The following is a 16,432-nucleotide window of genomic DNA, read 5'->3' on the forward strand; positions in this document are numbered from 1 at the left end:
GTCACGGTCTCGCCGGCGTCCGAACACCGCGAACCTCCTTCTTACGGCTGTCTGACGTCCGGCGGGGCTGGGCCTGCTGTCTCGCCCGTCGTTGTTGTTTCCTGCTCAACTGGGGACGAGGCCGCTGCGGGGTGACCCGGATCCGGGCGGCGCTGGCCGCTCCGCCGGTACTTGCCGTGCGCTCTCGAGGTGCGGTGAGCTCGCGGACCCACATCGACATGACGGCCGTGAGGGGCCGTTCATGGCTGATCCGCTGGGTGATGAACCGGGTGAGGATGATCGTCGCGACGAGGGCCCACGCGGTCGAGAAGAACCCGAACCCGATGCCCATCTGCCGTTCGATCGTGAGTACGACGAGGAAAACGACGATTCCGACGCCCCACGCGACGTATCGCGCGCGCCAGGGAAAAGTCGCTTTGGGCGGGCCGAGCCAGACGGCGTCGACCCGGTAGACCTCGTCGTCAGTGCGGACCCGCACGTGTCAGCCTCCGACGAACAAACCGGCGAGCCACTGGCCGATGTTCGCGCCCGCGTCGGTCGTGACGGCGAGCCCGATGATGGCCAGCGCGACGATCACGCCACCGAGGCGGCGCATGACGCCCGCGTTGTCACCCTTGCCACCGCCCAGCCAGAGCAGCAGGAGCGCGACGGTCAGCAGGAGCAGCGGGACGATGTTGTCCAGGATCCAGTCGCGGACATTGCCTGTGCCCGGCACCGTCGGCTGCTGCTGAGCGAGTGTCACCAGGTCCATGGCGGTCATTTCTTACTCCAGAGTGCGCGGGGGCTGGCGCTACGAGTAGAACACGAGTTCGTCACGACGTGTGGGGTTGTTGCTGCGGGCTGTAGATCATCTGGCCGTTCCCCCTGCGAGGAATTACGTCTAATCTGGCCGACACATCATCACTGAGGAGACGTCAGTGGGGAACACCCGGCTTGAGATTCTCTCCGTCGCCGACAAGGTTCACCCGACTGCGAACGCCCTGGTCACCCACAGTGCGTGCGTCCCAAACAAGCGCACGTGTCCACTCATGTGAACACGCTGATCGGCCGGTTCGCGACCCCGCTGGGTGTGCGGCCCGGAGCCACGACTCCGAGGAGATTCGCCCATGCTCGAACCTGACCTCGTGCCGGACGGAAGTGTGGACGGAATCACAGCCTCCCCTAGTCCTCCAGGCGTGGACGAGCCTACCGGGCAGACCGCGCAATCGCGGCGCCGGGTCCAGCGGACGATCAACTTCGACAGGTCGGTGCTGGAGCGGGCGCGTGCGGCGGCCACCTACCTCGCTTCCTACGAGCCACAGGCCGGAGTGCGGTCGCTGGCGGACATCGTGAACCCCGCCGTGCTCGCCTACGTGACCGAGCTGGAGGAGCTCTACAACGGCGGCGAGCCCTTCCGTCCCGTGCTGCGGATGCCCTCAGGCCGCCCCGCCAACCGCTGACCCCCTGCTTCCGGACGGAACGCGGGGGCCCCGCGTTTCCCAGTTGGAAACGCGGGGCCCCCGTGTTACTCGTCAGGAGGCGCCGGAGATGCGCCAGAACCAGCCGGTCGAGGTGTAGTCGGGGCCGACGGAGCCCTTGCCCCAGAAGTAGTCGTTGTAGTTGCCCAGCCCACCGGTCGCCGGCTGGTAGACGCCCATGGTCGCCCAGCGGACGGACGCGGGCTGCGTGTCGATGCTGGCCTGCGCCCACGCCTGGCGGACCTTCATCGGGTTGTTCCACCACAGGAACGGCGAGCGCCACATGTAGTGACCGAACTTGCCGCCGTGGTTGGCCGAGTTGTAGCTGATCGTGGTGAAGCTGTTGATCTGGTGCAGGCCGCGGAACGCCTGGCCCCAGCGCTGCGCCCAGTTCTGGCCGCCGGCGCTGTCCTGGAGGATCAGGCAGGTGAAGAGGCTCATCCACTCGACGTCGTTGTTGCCCCAGCGCGCCTCGGTGTTGGCGAGCTTGGTGTCGTTGTGGTTGGAGCAGCCGGTGAAGTAGAAGCCGGTGCCGCTGCCGTGGCCCTGCCAGTAGGTGAGGTCGACGTCGTCAGCCCAGTAGGTGTCCTGGCCGCCGGGGAACACGGGGTCCTTGAAGTCGCTCTCCCACGCGTTGTGGTCGAGCCAGCTGAACGCCCGCGGGATGCCGTGGTTGTTCGCCTCGGTGTTGAACGTGCCGATGTTGGCCGCCGTGTTGGGCAGGCCGGAGCAGTTGCCGGTGCCCTCGCTGCCGACCTGCGTGCCGGCGGCCTGCGTCTGGAACTGCGCGTCGGGCCGCGGTGACTGCGGCGGCTGCGGCACCGGCAGCTCCGCTCCGACCGCGGCGGGCAGGGTGATGGCCTGCGGGGCGCCACCGTCGGCGTTGCGGCCGGTGCAGCGGAACGACGGCTCGATCCGGTCGACCTTCTGGTCGAGGCCCGGTGCCACGTAGACGTAGCCGACCTCCGGCTTCACCCCGGCGCCCAGGTACTCGGCGCACAGCTTGGCGCCGTACGCGAGGTCGTTGACCTTGACCGAGCCGGCCTTGTCGTAGGTGCGTGCGGCGTGGCTGACCGCCGTGACGCCCTGCGCGTCGAACGAGACGCGGATGTTCGCGCCCTCACCCTCCAGCGGCAGGCCGTCGAGCTGGAACGTGTAGGACACGCTGGTGTCGAGGTTGGCCGTGAGTGCGTTGCGCCCGTTGGGATCCGCGAGTTCGAACGTCGTGTGCTGCGCGGTGGGCGTCGCGTTCGCCGGCAACACACCTGCCGTGCGGAGTGCTTCCTGCGCGCGCTTGGCCGCTTCGTCCGTGGGGATGGTCTGGATGCGCTTGAGGGCCTCCGTGTCGAGCGCGGTCTGCGTGGTCGGGTTGCCGTCCTCGTCCGGCTTGCCCTGTCCTTTGTCGACGGTCGGCAGGTGCTGGAAGCGTTGCTCGTCCGCGAAGGTGACCTCCCCGTGCTCGGATCTCTGGACGTCCTTGAGGCCGAACGCCCGTTGCAGCCGCTGGGCCTGTTCCTGGTCGAGCCCGGAGCTCGTCACCCCGTAGACGGGCAGCTCCGTGACGTCGGCGGCCGCGACACCGGCCACTCCCGCGGTGACGAGGCTGGACAGGGCCAGCACCACCGTCAGCTTGCGTTGCATGTCTCTTCCCTCCCTTGGGGACGGCCGGCCGCAGGGGCCGACCGTCTGACAGGAGGATGTGAGGCTCGGGGCCGTGATACCGAGAGTGGCCTGTTGCCACGGGCGCACCACTCGAACGGCCGAAATTCTGTAACACCCTTGGGACAGCAGCGACTTAGAGGCGGACACCTGGGTACTTGATGCCCGCTCCGGTGTTCAGCACGACCACTTCGTCCTCCGCCCCGAGCCAGCCGGTCTGCCTGAGCTCGCGGACGGCGCTGATCGTCGCGGCGCCCTCCGGGCAGAGGAAGACGCCTTCGCGGCGCGCGCATTCGGCCCGGTCGGCTTCGATCTGCTCATCGGTCACCGCGACCGCCGTGCCGTTGGTCTCCGCGATGGCTCGCAGGATGATGAAGTCACCCAAGGGTTTCGGCACGTTGATGCCGAACGCGCTGGTGTAGGCGCCGTCCCAGAACACCGACTCGGGCCTGCCCTCGTCGAACGCCCTGACGATCGGCGCGCACCCCGTGGACTGGACGGCGACCAGCCGCGGCAGCTTTCCGTCGATCCAGCCGAGCTCGCGCATCTCGTGCAGCGCCTTGTGGATCCCGATCAGGCCGACCCCGCCACCGGTCGGGTAGACGATCACGTCGGGGACGCGCCAGCCGAGCTGTTCGACGATCTCGTAGCCCATCGTCTTCTTGCCCTCGATCCGGTACGGCTCGCGCAGCGTCGAGGCGTCGAAGAGGTCGACGTCGGCGATGGCCTTGGCGGCGTCGGCGATGGTGCCCGGCACGATCCGCAGCTCGGCGCCGCTCGCCTCGACCTCCTCGCGGGTGATCAGCGGGGCGTCCTCGGGCATGGCGATGACGCTGCTGAGGCCGGCGCGGGCGGCGTAGAGGGCCCAGGCGGCGCCCGCGTTGCCGTTGGTCGGCATCTTGATGCCCTTGATGCCGAGCTCCTTCGCCCGCGCCACGCCGACCGCCGCGCCGCGGGCCTTGAACGAGCCGGTCGGGATGAGCGCTTCGTCCTTCAGCAGGATGTTCGCGTCCAAGGCGCGGCCCATCGCCTTCAGCGGGACGAGCGGGGTCATGCCCTCGCCGAGGCTGAACGCGGGGTCGGGGTCGCGGACCGGTAGCACGTCGCGGTAGCGCCAGAGGCTGTTCTCCCGGGTGGGCCGGCCGGCCTTCGCGAGGTCGTAGCGGGCCAGCAGCGGGGACGCGCAGTCGTGGCAGAGGTTCTGGACGGCGTTGGCATCGTGTTCGCGGCCGCAACGGGCACATTCCAGATGCGAGAGCATGCCGTCATGCATACAGGCGGATGAGCCGGCATGTAAGCCGGATCCTGTTCGTGGGACCGAGGTCCCAGTCGGCGGCCATCCATCTGGGCCTGCCGTCGCCGACAGGCTCTAGCGGCCTACCCGCGAGCATCGGGCGGGCCGCCCTCAAACGCTCACGCAGGCACTTTCGTGCCCTCTTGGCCTTGCTCCGGGTGGGGTTTACCTAGCCGCCCCAGTCACCTGGGGCGCTGGTGGTCTCTTACACCACCGTTTCACCCTTACCCCGGCTCGCGCCGGGGCGGTCTGCTTTCTGTGGCACTGTCCCGAGGGTCGCCCCTGGTTGCCGTTAACAACCACCCTGCCCTGTGGAGTCCGGACTTTCCTCGACGCTCACGCGCCGCGGCCGCCCTGCCGACTCATCCGCGCTCACCAGGATATCCCAGCCGCTGGAACCGGTTGTCCACTGGTCCGGACGTTGGTTGACTTCGGCCATGACACGACGTCGCCACGTCGACCACGGCCGCGTGGCAGCCAGCCTGTGTTGCTGCCTCCGTTGAGCGCGTTCTTCGCATCCGCGACCTCAAGGAGTGCCCCGTCATGTCCGATCTGCTGATCATCTCCGGCGCCCCCTCCCCCACCGCGCCGACCGGCGTAGTCGTGTCGCACGTGGCCGCCGTGCTGCGGGCCGCGGGCCACCACGTGTCGTTGCTCGACGTGCGCGCGTTGCCGACGTTGTCGCTGCTCACCGAGGACCTGCGCGACCCGGAAATCGCCGGCGCGGTGAGCGGCGTGCTGTCGGCCGACGGCGTGGTGGTCGCCTCACCGGTGTACCGCGCCGCCTACAGCGGCCTGGTGAAGGCGTTGCTCGACCTGCTGCCGAAGAAGGCGCTGCGCGGCCGCGCCGTACTGCCGTTGGCGACGGGCGGCAGCCAGGGCTTCCTGGTCGCGATGGACTACGCGCTGCACCCGTTGCTCGCGGCCAAGGGCGCGGACCAGGTGGTGCGCGGCGAGTTCGTGCTGGACCAGAACGTCGGCACCCCCGAGGCGGCCACTCAGCTGGAGGCGGCGGCCGACCGGCTGGTGCTCGCCCTGACCCCGCGCCTGCGGAAGGTCAGCTGAGGTGTGAGGTGTCGTTGACGAGCTTCACCGACGCGTGCCCGTCCGGGTAGAACTCGGCGATCGACACGCCCGTGAGGTCGAGGTGCATCCGGAACAGGAACTGCGGCCCGACGTCGAGGGCCTGCCGGAGCAGGGTCTTGATCGGCGTGACGTGACTGACCAGCACCAACGTCTTGCCGCCGTACCGGGAGATGATGTCCGTGCGCGCCTTCCGCACCCTGGCGTGGACCTCGTCGAAGCTCTCACCCTGCGGCGGCCTGACGCTCGTGTCGCCCAGCCACCTGCGATGCACCTCGGGGTCCCGCTCGCTCGCCTCGGCGAACGTCAGGCCTTCCCACGCGCCGAAGTCGGTCTCGATGAGCCCCTGGTGGGTGACGACCTCCAGCCCGACCTTGTCTCCCAGCTTCCGCGCGGTCTGCAGCGCCCTCTGCAGCGGTGACGAGATGACCGCCGCGATGCCGTCCAGTGTGGAGAGACGACTGGCGGCCTTCTCGGCTTGTTCCTGGCCGAACTCCGTCAGCGGGTGGTCGCCCCGGCCCGAGTAGCGGCGGTCGACCGACAGCTTGGTCTGGCCGTGCCTGAGCAGGATCAGGCGGGTGGGTTCTCCCGTGGCGCCACTCCAGTGCGGCTGCTTGGCACCCTCTTTTGTGGTGTCGTTCGCGCTGTTGGCTCCGTCCATGGCCTCGTTGGCCAGCCGGTCCGCCTGCCGGTTGCGTTCGCGCGGGATCCACTCGTACGTGATCTTCTGGAAGGCGCGCCCGAGGGCCTGCGCCTCCTTCGCGAGAGGCTGCATCGAGGGGTGCTTGATCTTCCAGCGCCCGGACATCTGCTCGACGACGAGCTTGGAGTCCATCCGCACGTCGACGGTCTCGGCGTTCAGCTCCTGGGCGGCCCTGAGCCCCGCGATGAGGCCCTGGTACTCGGCCACGTTGTTGGTGGCGACCCCCACGAACCCCTTGCGCTCGGCCAGCGTCTCGCCGCTGAGCTTGTCGCGGACCACTGCGCCGTAACCAGCAGGTCCGGGGTTGCCCCGCGACCCGCCGTCGGCCTCGACGATCACCTTCACCGGCCGATCGTAGCCCCGCGTTCAGGGCCGTCCGGACGCCCTGTATCCTTCTCCCATCAGTCTGGGTGGCGGAATGGCAGACGCGCTAGCTTGAGGTGCTAGTGCCCGAAAGGGCGTGGGGGTTCAAGTCCCCCCTCGGACACTCGCGGTAAGCGCAACTGTGCGGGTCGAGATTCCTCTCGACCCGCACAGTTCGTTTTCCGGGTCGTCAGGTCAGCCGGAGTCCGAGTCGGCAGTACACCTCCGCCGTATTCGCACGGCCGGCCTTCTCCAGTACGTCTCGGATGTCTCCCAACGCTTTGACGAGCGCCTGAATCTCCTCTGTGGACATCCGCCGCTTCCCGCTGACTGTGCCCGCGCCACTGCTGCAGCGCGGTGACGAGCAAGCTTCTGATCGCACTCGTCGAGAGCGATCGTCCGATGCGTCAACACGCCGGCCCGGAGCTACGACGTGGCGATCATCGACCAACCGCACGTGACACCCCAGCCCTACCGGCCCGCGGCGGGCAATCTCGTCTCGGTCACCCGTTTGCCTCCGACTACTTGGACTCGATCTTGCCAAGCGGCTGGGGCGTGTGGTTCAGGGCAGCGACCGCGCGAGCCCAGGCCGGGTCGCCGGGGTAGAGCTGACTGCGCAGGTATGCCCACGACATCGCCCGTAGCAGGGCGACTCGTTGCGGGTTCTCGTCCGTGGTTTCCTTCGCGTCGTAGCCCGCGACGCCGCCAAGCGAATGCTGCGCGCCGAACAGGGTCAGCAGGCTCTTCGGGCCGGGGCTCTGGAAGTAGGCGTCGGACCGCCAGTCTCTGCGCGCGGAGAAGGCAGGGTTGAAGTCATTGTCGCCGTACACGATCAGGGCGGGCTTGGTCATGGTGCCGAAGGTCAGCGTCCGCATCGCGGGCGACTGTGCCTTCGCGGGCGGCGTGAGGTCGGCACCGTTGCCGGCGGGTGCCATGGCGACGCCGGCCTTGATCCTGTCGTCGGCGAGATCCAGCGGTCCATCCACCGGATCGGTCACGCCTTGGCCGAGGAGCATGGTGGCGGTGGTGCCGCCCATGGAGTGCCCGACGACGGCGATCCGGCTGCCGTCCAGACGCCCGCGCAAGCCCGGCACGGTTTTCTGGATTTCGTCGAGGTGGTCGAGGAGGTAAGTCATGTCCTGGACCCGGGACCGCCAGTGCAGAGACGCCTCCGGGTCGTTCTCGTCGCGCAGGCCCAGCGTCATCGAGTCCAGGTGGGTGGGCTGGATGACGACGAAGCCGTGCGCGGCGAAGAAGTCCGCGAGCGGCGCATAACCGTGGAGTGAGGAAAGGTGGTTTGAGTAGCCGTGTCCGTGTGACAGCAGAATGACGGGCAGTTTCTTGCCGGTGGCGGGTGCGGAAACCTTGGCCTGAAGGTCGGCCGGCCGCCCGGGAACAGCCATGGTGAGGGGCTGGAAGGTTGTCACGGAGGAGGGCCGACTGACGGGTATCCCACCCTCCAGGAACAACGAGCGACTCGCCTCCGATTCGTTGCCTGCCACGTCAGCCGCGACACGCGAAGGCAGCAGGTCGCTTGATATCAATGTCGCCACGACGACGAAGGCGACGGCCGCGCCGGCACGCAGGCGGTTACGAGCATGCGAGATGGCGCCGGTTCCCCGGCCCTGCGGCGACTGATTCTGCGCAGGCATTCCAGCCGGAGTGGGGGATGGTTGACGTCTTCCGATTCGCATTGATTCTCCTCGAATAGAGAACTGAGGTGCGTCGAGAACGGGTGAAGCGTCCGCTCGGCATCACGCCGTCTCCGACGATCCGATGAGAGCGGAACGGACTATTCGCGTAACGGCGATAAAAACGATGACGACCGGACCGAAAAGGTTGAAGGTGAACATCGTTCCGTAGATGTCACCGGCACTCCAGGTGCGCCCGACGGCATCGGTGACCGTACTGTCGGCCTGGGTGAAGAAGAGGGTCATCGTGGTGACCGCGAGCAGGAAATAGACGGCGACAGCCAAAGCGACGGGCTCACTGCGCCTGGTGTCGAGGGACGGATCGACCGACCGGCGGCCGGCCAGCACGAGAGCGAAGACCTGGAAGAAGACGTAAGTGACGAACCACCATCCGAGGTAGTTGGTCCAGGGCACGCCGAAGACAGCGCCGCCGTGCTCCCAGATCCAGTTCTTCTGGATGGTGGCACTGACCGAATCGGTACCGAGATCGAACATGGTCATCAGGGCGGCGGCGACCGCCGGCAAAACAACGATGTCGACGCGGCGAGTCGGGTTGCCGCGATCACTCAGGCGCCGGTCGGCATTGTCGAACAAAGCGACCGCAGTCAGCCAGCAGACCATTCCGAGCGAGCAGTAGGCTAATGCGACCTGAATCGGGAAGCCGCCGATCCGCAGGCCACTTCCGGAATAGTGGTATTCGCCGAACGGAAAGCCCGTGAAGATGCTCAAGTTCTCGAAGGCGTTCGCGACGACGAAGGTGACGGCAAAATACAGGCCCGTCATCCGCCAGCCGTAGCGGCGACGAGCCAGGACGACAGTGAGGGGTATGGCGACGAACATGACGGTGGGTGTCACGATGCCGAGGGCGGGCTGAATGGCGACCTCCAGCGCCGCGATCGCGACCATGATGCGGGCGGCAATGGTCCAGCCGTTGCGCGGCGGTGGTTTTTTCGCAGGGTTGGCGCGGGTGGTGGCATCGACGGTGGTCATGGAACCTCTTCTCGGCTGAACGCCGGCGGAGATCTAAGCAGTGTTCGGATTCTAAACAGTGTATAGATCGGCGCCGTCTAGACTCAAGAGGTGCCAGCCGGTGAGATCAGAAGCACTTACCATCACGGTGCCCTGCGCGAGGAGTTGATCAGGGCCTGCGTCGCGCTGATCGAGAGCGAGGGCATCGGTGCGGTCAGCCTTCGCCGCGTCGCGAGAGAGGCCGGCGTGAGCCCTGGGGCCCCCTACCACCATTTCGCCGACCGGGCCGAGCTGCTCACCACGATCACGGCACGCGGCTTTGAGCAGCTGGTGACCGTGATGCGGGCGGCTCATGAGAGCGCCGCCACCCCGGTGGAAGCCCTGGCGGCCATGATCGAGGCTTACGTCCGGTTCTCCCGCGAGCACACCGCGTACGTCCGGCTCATGTACCGCCCGGAGTTGTCCGAGGCGACGAAGGGGCACACGGCCGCGACACACGCCCAGGAGGGGATGCGGCTGGTCACCGACACAGTGATCGCGGCCCAGCGCGAAGGTGCCGCCCCGGCAGGCGACCCCGCTCCGCTGGTGACGATGCTGTGGTCGCTGGCCGTCGGCCTGGCCATGCTGTCGATCGACGGGCCGCTGGCCGCCGCGTCGGCCCGGCGCGGCTCCAGTGTCCCCGAATTGACGACGCAGGTCACCGCATTGCTCCAGCGGATGCTCATCAACGCGGAGAAGTGAACGCCGCGGTCGCCGCCCGGTTCGCCGGAGGGGAGACCTGCACCTCGTCGGTGGTCACGAGTTCTGTGCCCGCCGGCACCATTAACGCGCAGCGCGTCTTCGCCAACGCCGGAAGTCCCGCCGAGGCCACCAGCAACGCCTGCCCAGGAAGTAGCACGGCACGAAAAGGGGCCGCCCACCTGGGCGGCCCCTTTTCCTACAGGCTTTGGAGTTACAGACCCGACTCCGAGGTGCGGACCAGGATCGCGCCGCACTCCTCGCAGCGCATGACCTCGTCGGCCGCGGCCTCCTTGACCTTCGACACCGCGTTGCGGTCCAGCTCGATCCGGCACGCGCCGCAGCGGCGGGACTGGATCAGGGCCGCGCCGATGCCGCGCTGCTCGCGCTGGCGGTCGTAAAGCTTCAGCAGGTCGTCCGGGAAGCCCTTGACCATCGTCGAACGGTCGGCGGTGCGCCGGGACTCGGTCGCCTCCAGGTCGGCCAGGGCGGCGTCACGGCGGCGCCTGGCGTCTTCCAGCGTCTGGCCTGCCTTGTCCACTTCGACGCGTGCGAAGGACGCGTTGGCGTCGACGGCCTCGCGGCGTTCCATCAGCTCCAGGAGGTCGTCCTCGAGGATGCCCTGGCGGCGCTGCAGGGTGGCGAGCTCGTGTTCGAGGTCGGTGAGCTGCTTCGCGCCGACCGAGCCTGACTGCATCAGCTTGCGGTCGCGCTCCACGCGGGCGCGGACCTGGTCGATCTCGGTCTCCTGGCGCTTCACGTCGCGGTCGAGGTCGAGGAGCGACGTCTCGACGGCCACCAGCGCGTCCTGCTTGGTGCGCACCAGCTGCTCGACCTCGGCGATCTCCGCGAGTTCCGGCAGCGTGCGGCGGCGGTGGGTGACACGCGCCAGTTCGGCGTCGACCTGAGCCAGGTCGAGCAGCCTGCGCTGCATTGCGGGATCGGCTTTCACGCATGTCCTCCTGCTACTGGGCTCGTCGCACCGACGGTCCACGGATCGGTCCGGCGGGTGGAGACGAGTACCTCGACCCTACCGCTGAAGGCCGCCCGCAGGATCGTCGCCGCCTGCTCGCACCACGGCCACTCGCTGGCCCAGTGCGCCACGTCGACCAGGGCGGGGCCACCGGACTCGACGTGCTCGCTCGCCGGGTGGTGTCTGAGGTCGGCCGTCACGTAGGCGTCGACGCCCGCGCGCTTGACCGTGCCCAGGAAGCTGTCGCCCGCGCCACCGCATACCGCGACCCGCCTGATCAGGCGCTCCGGGTCGCCGGCGGCTCTGACGCCCTGCACGGTGGCGGGCAGTGCGTCGGCCACGCGTTGGGCGAAGACCCTCAGCGGTTCGGGCTCGGGCAGCTCGCCGATGCGGCCGAGGCCGGTGCCCTCGGGTTCGGCGGGTTCGAGCGGGCCGGTGACGGTGAGGCCGATGGCCCGCGCGAGGGCGTCCGACACACCCGGCAACGCCGAGTCGGCGTTGGTGTGCGCGCAGTACAGGGCGGCGCGGTTACGGATCAGCTTGTGCACCAACGCACCCTTGGGGTCGTCGGCGGGAACACCGTTGACGCCGCGCAGGAGCAGCGGGTGGTGAGCGATCAGCAACTGCGCGCCGGCCTCGACCGCCTCGTCCACAGTGGACGACGTCGGGTCGACGCAGACCAGGACCCTGGTGACCTCTTCGGCCGGATCACCGCAGACCAGGCCGACCGCGTCCCACGTCTCGGCGGTCTGCGGCGGATACGCGGACTCCAGGACCGCGATCACGTCGGCGAGCTTCACGCCAGTTCCTCCATCACTACCCGCAGCGCGTCCACGAACACCGCGAACTCCTCCGGCGGCCGGATCGCCACGCGCAGGTACGTGTCGTCGAGGCCGGGGAAGGTGTCGCAGCGGCGGACCGCGATGCCCTTGTCCCGCAACGCCCGCCGCGCGCCTTCCGGTGCTCTGACCAGCAGAAACGGCGCTTTCGGCGGAACCACGACCAGGTCTTGGAGCTGCTCCAAGGCGTAGGCGGCGTGCTCTTCGGCTTCTCTGGCGAACCGTGCGGACTGTTCGAGCGCCTCCGGCTCGCAGCACGCGGTGATCGCTTCCAGCGTCAGGCTGCCGACGGGCCAGTGCGGACGGCCGTGCGCCAGCCGCTCGAGCGTCTCGGGATCGCCGAGGAAGTAGCCGGCGCGCAGGCCCGCGAGGCCCCATGTCTTGGTGAGGCTGCGAAGAACCAGCACGTCAGGGTCGTGCGCGAGCGACTCGGGCTCGCCGGGCACGGCGTCCATGAAGGCCTCGTCGACGACCAGCCGGCCGGGCAGGGCCTTGAGCTGCGCGGCCGCGTGCAGCACGGACGTCGGGTTCGTCGGGTTGCCGATGACGGTGAGATCGGCGTCCGCGGTCGTGCCGCGCAACTGGAAGTCGCCGTCGAGCAGCACGTGCTCGACGGGGATTCCGGCATCGCGGAAGGCCACCTCGGGCTCGGTGAACCCGGGGTGGACGATGGCCGCACGGCGCGGCGAGAGCTTCGGCAGCAGCGCGAAGCCCTCAGCGGCACCGTTGAGCAGCAGGACCTCGTCGGGCGAGCGGCCGTGACGGCGTGCGACGGCCTCACGAGCACGCTCTTCAACCTGCTTCGAGGGGTAACGGCCGAGCCCGTCGAGCGCCGCGGCCAGCCGTTCGCGCAGCCAACGGGGCGGGTGCGGCACCCGCACGTTGACGGCGAAGTCGGCAAGGCCCGGCGCGGCGTCGACGTCACCGTGGTGGCGCAGGTCTGGGCTGGTCATCGCCGGGATTCTAGGCGACCAGCGCAGCGCCTCGCGTCACTGCATGTAGCGGCGGAGCTCGGTGAGGTGGCTGATCAGCTCGTCCAGCTGGAAGGCGTCGAGCTGCGCGGACTCACCGGGCGGGGTGCGGAAGCAGACGCGACCCTTCTCGTTGAGGTACACCTCGAACGCACGACGGCGCCCGAGGGCGTCAGTGCACCCGATGATCTCCCGTTGCGGGGGCACGTCGGTACCTGTCTGCATGGGCGGCCTCCATGTCGTTTGTCCGTACATCTTGCGACAGCGGCTGAGCGTTACCGTGCGGCGGCACCACTTAGGCTGCGCGACATGCACGTCTCGTTCGTCTGCACCGGCAACATCTGCCGGTCCCCCGTGGCAGCGCTCGTGTTCCGAGAATGGCTGTCCCGGGAAGGATTGTCGCACCAGGTCCGGGTGTCCAGTGCCGGAACCGGCGGATGGCACGTCGGCGACCAGGCCGACCCGCGCGCACTGAAGACGTTGGCGGACAACGGGTACTCCACGGACCACGTGGCGGCGCAGGTCGGTCCCGAGCACCTGGACGCGGATCTGCTGGTGGCCCTGGACTCCGGGCACGCCCGCGCGTTGCGCCGGATGGTCGATCCCGATCGCGTCCGGCTGCTCCGTTCGTTCGACCCGGACGCCGACGGCACGGACGTGCCGGACCCGTACTACGGCGACGACGCCGGGTTCGACGAGGTGCTCGTCATGACGGAGGCGGCGATGCCGGGGTTGATCGCGTGGGTCCGCGAGCAGCTCTGAGGACGAAGCGCCAGTCACCTCGGGCCACCGCCGCGGAGGCGGCCGGCCTGCGGTGGCTGCGCGTCGAGGGCGGTCCGCCGGTTCCTGGAGTGCACTCGGCTTCTGGTGGCGACCTGGTCATCGACGAGATTCCGCACGGCACGCCGAATCTTCAAGCGGCCGTGACCTTCGGGCGCCGGCTGGCGGTGCTGCACCTGGCCGGGGCCGAAGCTTTCGGGGCACCACCGCCCGGCGGCCCGAGCGAGGCCACCATCGGCACCGCGACGATGGTCAACTCGCCCGCGCCCGAGTGGCCATCGTGGTTCGCGTCACAACGCATCGAGCCGTACGCGCGCCAGGCGGGCGTCGATGTCAGCGAGGTCTGCGCGCGGATCGGCGAACTCTCCGGCCCGCCGGAACCTCCCGCACGGCTGCACGGCGACCTGTGGAGCGGCAACGTCCTGTGGGGCGCCGACGGCCAGGTGTGGCTGATCGACCCGGCCGCGCACGGCGGGCACCGCGAGAGCGACCTCGCGATGCTCCGGCTCTTCGGCTGCCCGTTCCTCGACCACGTCCTCGGCGCCTACCAGGAGATCGCGCCGCTGGCCGACGGCTGGCAGGCGCGCGTGCCGTTGCACCAGCTGTTCCCGCTGCTCGTGCACGCCGTGCTGTTCGGCGGCGGCTATCGCTCGGAAGCCCTGGCCGCGGCCCGCGCGGCCCTGCGAGGATGAGGATCATGGACCTCACCGGGTGGACGTGGCTCAACGAGCCGGGCAAGTGGTCGGCCGACCCGCTGACCGTGCACGCCGACGCCGGCAGCGACTTCTGGCGCCTCACCGGCAACGGCATCGTCCGCGACAACGGCCACCTCTACGGCGTGACGCTCACCGGCGACTTCACCATCACGGCGTCGTTCAGCGGCGAGTACGCGGCGCGGTACGACCAGGCCGGCGTCGGGCTGCTGGCCGACGACGAGAACTGGATCAAGGCCGGGGTCGAGGTGTTCGACGGGAAACTGCAGGCCAGCACGGTCGTCACGCGCGGGTTCTCGGACTGGAACCTGGCGTTCACCGAGCCGTTCGAGCGCTTCACCATCAGTGCCGAGCGCAAGGGTGACGCGGTGTGGGTCCGGTACGGGATCGACCAGGAAGCCCCTGCCAGGCTGCTGCGCCAGGCGTACTTCCCGCCAGACCGGGAGGTCAAGGTGGGGATCATGGCCGCGAGTCCCGAGGGCGATGGGTTCGTGACCCAGTTCCACGAGGTCCAGCTCACGCATCTACCGTGAGGACGTGCGGTTCAAGTTCCTCCTCAAGCCGGGCTGGCTGGCGCTGACCCTGGCCGTCTGGGTGTTCGCGGGTGCGTGCGTCTACTTCCTGTCCCCGTGGCAGTTCGGCCGCAACGACGAGCGCCAGGCGCAGAACTCCGCCATCACCAAGTCGCTGAAGAGCGATCCGGTGCCGTACGGCGCGCAGCACGACGAGTGGCAGAAGGTCGAGCTCAAGGGCCGCTACCTGCCGAAACTGGAAGCACTGGCGCGACTCCGCACGATCCAGGGCGAGGCCGCGTTCGAGGTCATCACGCCGTTCGAGACGGCCACCGGTCAAAGGGTCCTTGTCGACCGCGGGTACGTCCGGCCGGTCAACGGCATCAAGCCGCCGGACTTCGAGGCACCGCCCACGGGCGAGGTCACGCTCATCGGGCTGGCCAGGCCGAACGAGTCGAACGAGCAGCCCGCGTTCGACCAGGACGGCCGCCGGCAGATCTACTCGATCAACAACAAGGCCGTCGGCGAGAACATCGAGCCCGGCTACTACCAGCTGGTCGAGGACCAGCCGGGTGCGCTGGACACGGTGCCGCTGCCGCGGCTCGAGTCCGGGCCGTTCTTCTCCTACGCGCTGCAGTGGATCGCGTTCGGGGTCATGGCCGTGGGTGGCTGGCTGTACTTCACGATCCGCGAGGCGCGGCCCGGTGGCGTGCTCTACGAGGGCAGGACCAAGAAGAAGTCGATCGCCGAGCTACTTGCGGAAGACGGCGATGAAGGCGCTGACGAGGCCCGCGCCGAAACCGACGACTCGGGACAGCTCCACGGCACGCGTCACGTGACCTGAGTCCGGGTTGCGGCCGTGGCCCAGCACCGGGCGTTCCTCGACGCCGTGCGCGTAGACGGTGCGGCCGCCCAGGCGGATCTCCAGGGCGCCGGCGAAGGCCGCTTCGACCTGGCCCGCGTTGGGCGACGGGTGTGCTGAGGCGTCGCGGCGCCACGTCTCCAGGGCCTGCGTCGCCGAGCCGCCCACGACCGGTGCGCCGCCGACGGTGAGCAGGGCCGCCAGGCGGGACGGGAGCAGGTTCAGCAGGTCGTCCAGGCGGGCCGAGGCCCAGCCGAAGCGCTGGTAGCGCGACGACTTGTGGCCCACCATCGCGTCCAGCGTGTTCGCCGCGCGGTAGCCCAGCAGGCCCGGCACGCCGGCGACCGCGCCCCAGAACAGCGGTGCCACGACGGCGTCCGAGGTGTTCTCGGCCACGGACTCCACGGTCGCGCGCGCCAGGCCCATCGAGTCCAGCCGGGAGGCGTCGCGGCCGCACAGGTTGGGCAGCCGTTCGCGGGCGCCCTCGAGGTCGCCGTCGGCCAGTTCCCGGCCCATGGAGGTGCCCTCGACGGCCAGCGAACGTCCGCCGAGCACCGTCCAGGTCGCCACGCCCGTGGTCACCGCCTGCGCGAGCCAGTGGCGACGGGTGAGGCGCTCCACGGCCACACCGGCCGCCACGGTCCCACCCACCAGCACGGCCGTGTACGCCACACCGGCGGCCTGCGAATCCGCGTACAGACGCTTTTCGAGGGCCGCGGCGGAACGTCCGAATGCCGCTACCGGGTGAAATCGGCGTGGGTCACCCAGCACCGCATCCGCAGCCACGCCCAGCAACAACCCCAACGCGCGACCCGCGCCCACGGC

The 16,432-nt window shown here is 69.1% G+C and carries 19 protein-coding genes, 1 tRNA gene and 1 other RNA gene; 8 read left to right on the top strand and 13 right to left on the bottom strand.

Going from position 1 to position 16,432, the window contains the following annotated elements:
* Position 1 precedes the first annotated feature (1 nt).
* Positions 2-478 carry a hypothetical protein gene (locus tag ACRSBM_RS35150; RefSeq protein WP_434450376.1) on the bottom strand — a complete coding sequence of 159 codons (477 nt, stop codon included), beginning with the start codon at positions 476-478 and terminating at the stop codon, positions 2-4.
* A gap of 3 nt (positions 479-481) precedes the next feature.
* Complete coding sequence (locus tag ACRSBM_RS35155; RefSeq protein WP_434450378.1) at positions 482-760, bottom strand: hypothetical protein; 279 nt, start codon at positions 758-760, stop codon at positions 482-484.
* Between the two features lie 415 nt (positions 761-1,175).
* Between ACRSBM_RS35155 and ACRSBM_RS35160 the strand changes: the two genes are divergently transcribed.
* Entirely contained in the window at positions 1,176-1,439 is a 264-nt protein-coding gene (locus ACRSBM_RS35160; RefSeq protein ID WP_434450379.1) for a hypothetical protein, read from the top strand.
* Positions 1,440-1,511: 72 nt separating this feature from the next.
* Here ACRSBM_RS35160 and ACRSBM_RS35165 read toward each other — a convergent pair whose 3' ends face one another.
* The 3 genes from ACRSBM_RS35165 to rnpB all read right to left on the bottom strand — a co-directional run bounded on the left by ACRSBM_RS35165 (position 1,512) and on the right by rnpB (position 4,775).
* Entirely contained in the window at positions 1,512-3,098 is a 1,587-nt protein-coding gene (locus tag ACRSBM_RS35165) for a DUF6345 domain-containing protein (RefSeq protein WP_434450381.1), read from the bottom strand.
* Positions 3,099-3,252: 154 nt separating this feature from the next.
* Positions 3,253-4,377, bottom strand: coding sequence for a threonine synthase (locus ACRSBM_RS35170; protein WP_434450383.1), 1,125 nt, complete (start codon positions 4,375-4,377; stop codon positions 3,253-3,255).
* A 17-nt stretch (positions 4,378-4,394) separates the two neighbouring features.
* Positions 4,395-4,775: RNase P RNA component class A (gene rnpB / locus ACRSBM_RS35175), an RNA gene on the bottom strand.
* 178 nt (positions 4,776-4,953) lie between these two features.
* Between rnpB and ACRSBM_RS35180 the strand changes: the two genes are divergently transcribed.
* Positions 4,954-5,475, top strand: a complete 522-nt coding sequence (locus ACRSBM_RS35180; protein ID WP_434450385.1) for an NAD(P)H-dependent oxidoreductase — start codon at positions 4,954-4,956, stop codon at positions 5,473-5,475.
* On the opposite strand, the gene ACRSBM_RS35185 is transcribed toward ACRSBM_RS35180, so the two are convergent.
* Positions 5,468-6,535, bottom strand: coding sequence for a bifunctional RNase H/acid phosphatase (locus tag ACRSBM_RS35185; protein ID WP_434453355.1), 1,068 nt, complete (start codon positions 6,533-6,535; stop codon positions 5,468-5,470). The two genes, ACRSBM_RS35180 and ACRSBM_RS35185, sit on opposite strands and share 8 nt — an antisense overlap.
* Positions 6,536-6,600: 65 nt before the next feature.
* On the opposite strand from ACRSBM_RS35185, the gene ACRSBM_RS35190 reads away from it, so the two are divergent.
* Positions 6,601-6,683, top strand: a tRNA-Leu gene (locus ACRSBM_RS35190).
* A gap of 397 nt (positions 6,684-7,080) precedes the next feature.
* On the opposite strand, the gene ACRSBM_RS35195 is transcribed toward ACRSBM_RS35190, so the two are convergent.
* Both ACRSBM_RS35195 and ACRSBM_RS35200 read right to left on the bottom strand, forming a co-directional pair.
* On the bottom strand, positions 7,081-8,211 hold the full coding sequence (locus ACRSBM_RS35195; protein WP_434450387.1) for an alpha/beta hydrolase family protein: 1,131 nt from the start codon (positions 8,209-8,211) through the stop codon (positions 7,081-7,083).
* A 102-nt stretch (positions 8,212-8,313) separates the two neighbouring features.
* Positions 8,314-9,240: a carotenoid biosynthesis protein gene (locus ACRSBM_RS35200; protein WP_434450389.1), complete on the bottom strand. Its 927-nt coding sequence runs from the start codon at positions 9,238-9,240 to the stop codon at positions 8,314-8,316.
* Between the two features lie 144 nt (positions 9,241-9,384).
* Between ACRSBM_RS35200 and ACRSBM_RS35205 the strand changes: the two genes are divergently transcribed.
* The gene (locus ACRSBM_RS35205; RefSeq protein ID WP_434450391.1) at positions 9,385-9,960 is read left to right on the top strand and encodes a TetR/AcrR family transcriptional regulator; all 576 of its coding nucleotides are present in this window, start codon (positions 9,385-9,387) and stop codon (positions 9,958-9,960) included.
* A 211-nt stretch (positions 9,961-10,171) separates the two neighbouring features.
* Here ACRSBM_RS35205 and ACRSBM_RS35210 read toward each other — a convergent pair whose 3' ends face one another.
* Genes ACRSBM_RS35210 through ACRSBM_RS35225 form a run of 4 tightly spaced genes read right to left on the bottom strand, consistent with a single transcriptional unit; the run spans position 10,172 to position 12,965 of the window.
* Complete coding sequence (locus tag ACRSBM_RS35210) at positions 10,172-10,909, bottom strand: zinc ribbon domain-containing protein (protein ID WP_434450393.1); 738 nt, start codon at positions 10,907-10,909, stop codon at positions 10,172-10,174.
* Complete coding sequence (locus ACRSBM_RS35215) at positions 10,906-11,730, bottom strand: Nif3-like dinuclear metal center hexameric protein (protein WP_434450395.1); 825 nt, start codon at positions 11,728-11,730, stop codon at positions 10,906-10,908. Before ACRSBM_RS35215 ends, ACRSBM_RS35210 begins: the two co-directional genes overlap by 4 nt.
* A complete protein-coding gene (gene cobC, locus ACRSBM_RS35220; protein ID WP_434450397.1) occupies positions 11,727-12,722 on the bottom strand; it encodes an Rv2231c family pyridoxal phosphate-dependent protein CobC in 996 nt (331 codons plus the stop codon). Before cobC ends, ACRSBM_RS35215 begins: the two co-directional genes overlap by 4 nt.
* A gap of 36 nt (positions 12,723-12,758) precedes the next feature.
* Positions 12,759-12,965 carry a hypothetical protein gene (locus ACRSBM_RS35225; protein WP_030472678.1) on the bottom strand — a complete coding sequence of 69 codons (207 nt, stop codon included), beginning with the start codon at positions 12,963-12,965 and terminating at the stop codon, positions 12,759-12,761.
* Between the two features lie 84 nt (positions 12,966-13,049).
* Between ACRSBM_RS35225 and ACRSBM_RS35230 the strand changes: the two genes are divergently transcribed.
* Genes ACRSBM_RS35230 through ACRSBM_RS35245 form a run of 4 tightly spaced genes read left to right on the top strand, consistent with a single transcriptional unit; the run spans position 13,050 to position 15,589 of the window.
* A complete protein-coding gene (locus ACRSBM_RS35230) occupies positions 13,050-13,502 on the top strand; it encodes a low molecular weight protein-tyrosine-phosphatase (RefSeq protein ID WP_434450400.1) in 453 nt (150 codons plus the stop codon).
* Positions 13,481-14,212 (top strand): fructosamine kinase family protein, encoded by a 732-nt coding sequence (locus tag ACRSBM_RS35235; RefSeq protein ID WP_434450402.1) that lies wholly within the window; start codon positions 13,481-13,483, stop codon positions 14,210-14,212. The genes ACRSBM_RS35230 and ACRSBM_RS35235 overlap by 22 nt, the downstream gene beginning before the upstream one ends.
* 5 nt (positions 14,213-14,217) lie before the next feature.
* Positions 14,218-14,766, top strand: coding sequence for a DUF1349 domain-containing protein (locus tag ACRSBM_RS35240; protein WP_434450403.1), 549 nt, complete (start codon positions 14,218-14,220; stop codon positions 14,764-14,766).
* A gap of 4 nt (positions 14,767-14,770) precedes the next feature.
* Complete coding sequence (locus tag ACRSBM_RS35245) at positions 14,771-15,589, top strand: SURF1 family cytochrome oxidase biogenesis protein (protein ID WP_434450405.1); 819 nt, start codon at positions 14,771-14,773, stop codon at positions 15,587-15,589.
* On the opposite strand, the gene ACRSBM_RS35250 is transcribed toward ACRSBM_RS35245, so the two are convergent.
* Complete coding sequence (locus tag ACRSBM_RS35250; RefSeq protein WP_434450406.1) at positions 15,497-16,429, bottom strand: cobalamin biosynthesis protein; 933 nt, start codon at positions 16,427-16,429, stop codon at positions 15,497-15,499. The two genes, ACRSBM_RS35245 and ACRSBM_RS35250, sit on opposite strands and share 93 nt — an antisense overlap.
* Positions 16,430-16,432: the final 3 nt, after the last annotated feature.

It is taken from the genome of Lentzea xerophila (assembly GCF_051094245.1).
Taxonomy (GTDB): Bacteria; Actinomycetota; Actinomycetes; order Mycobacteriales; family Pseudonocardiaceae; genus Lentzea; species Lentzea xerophila.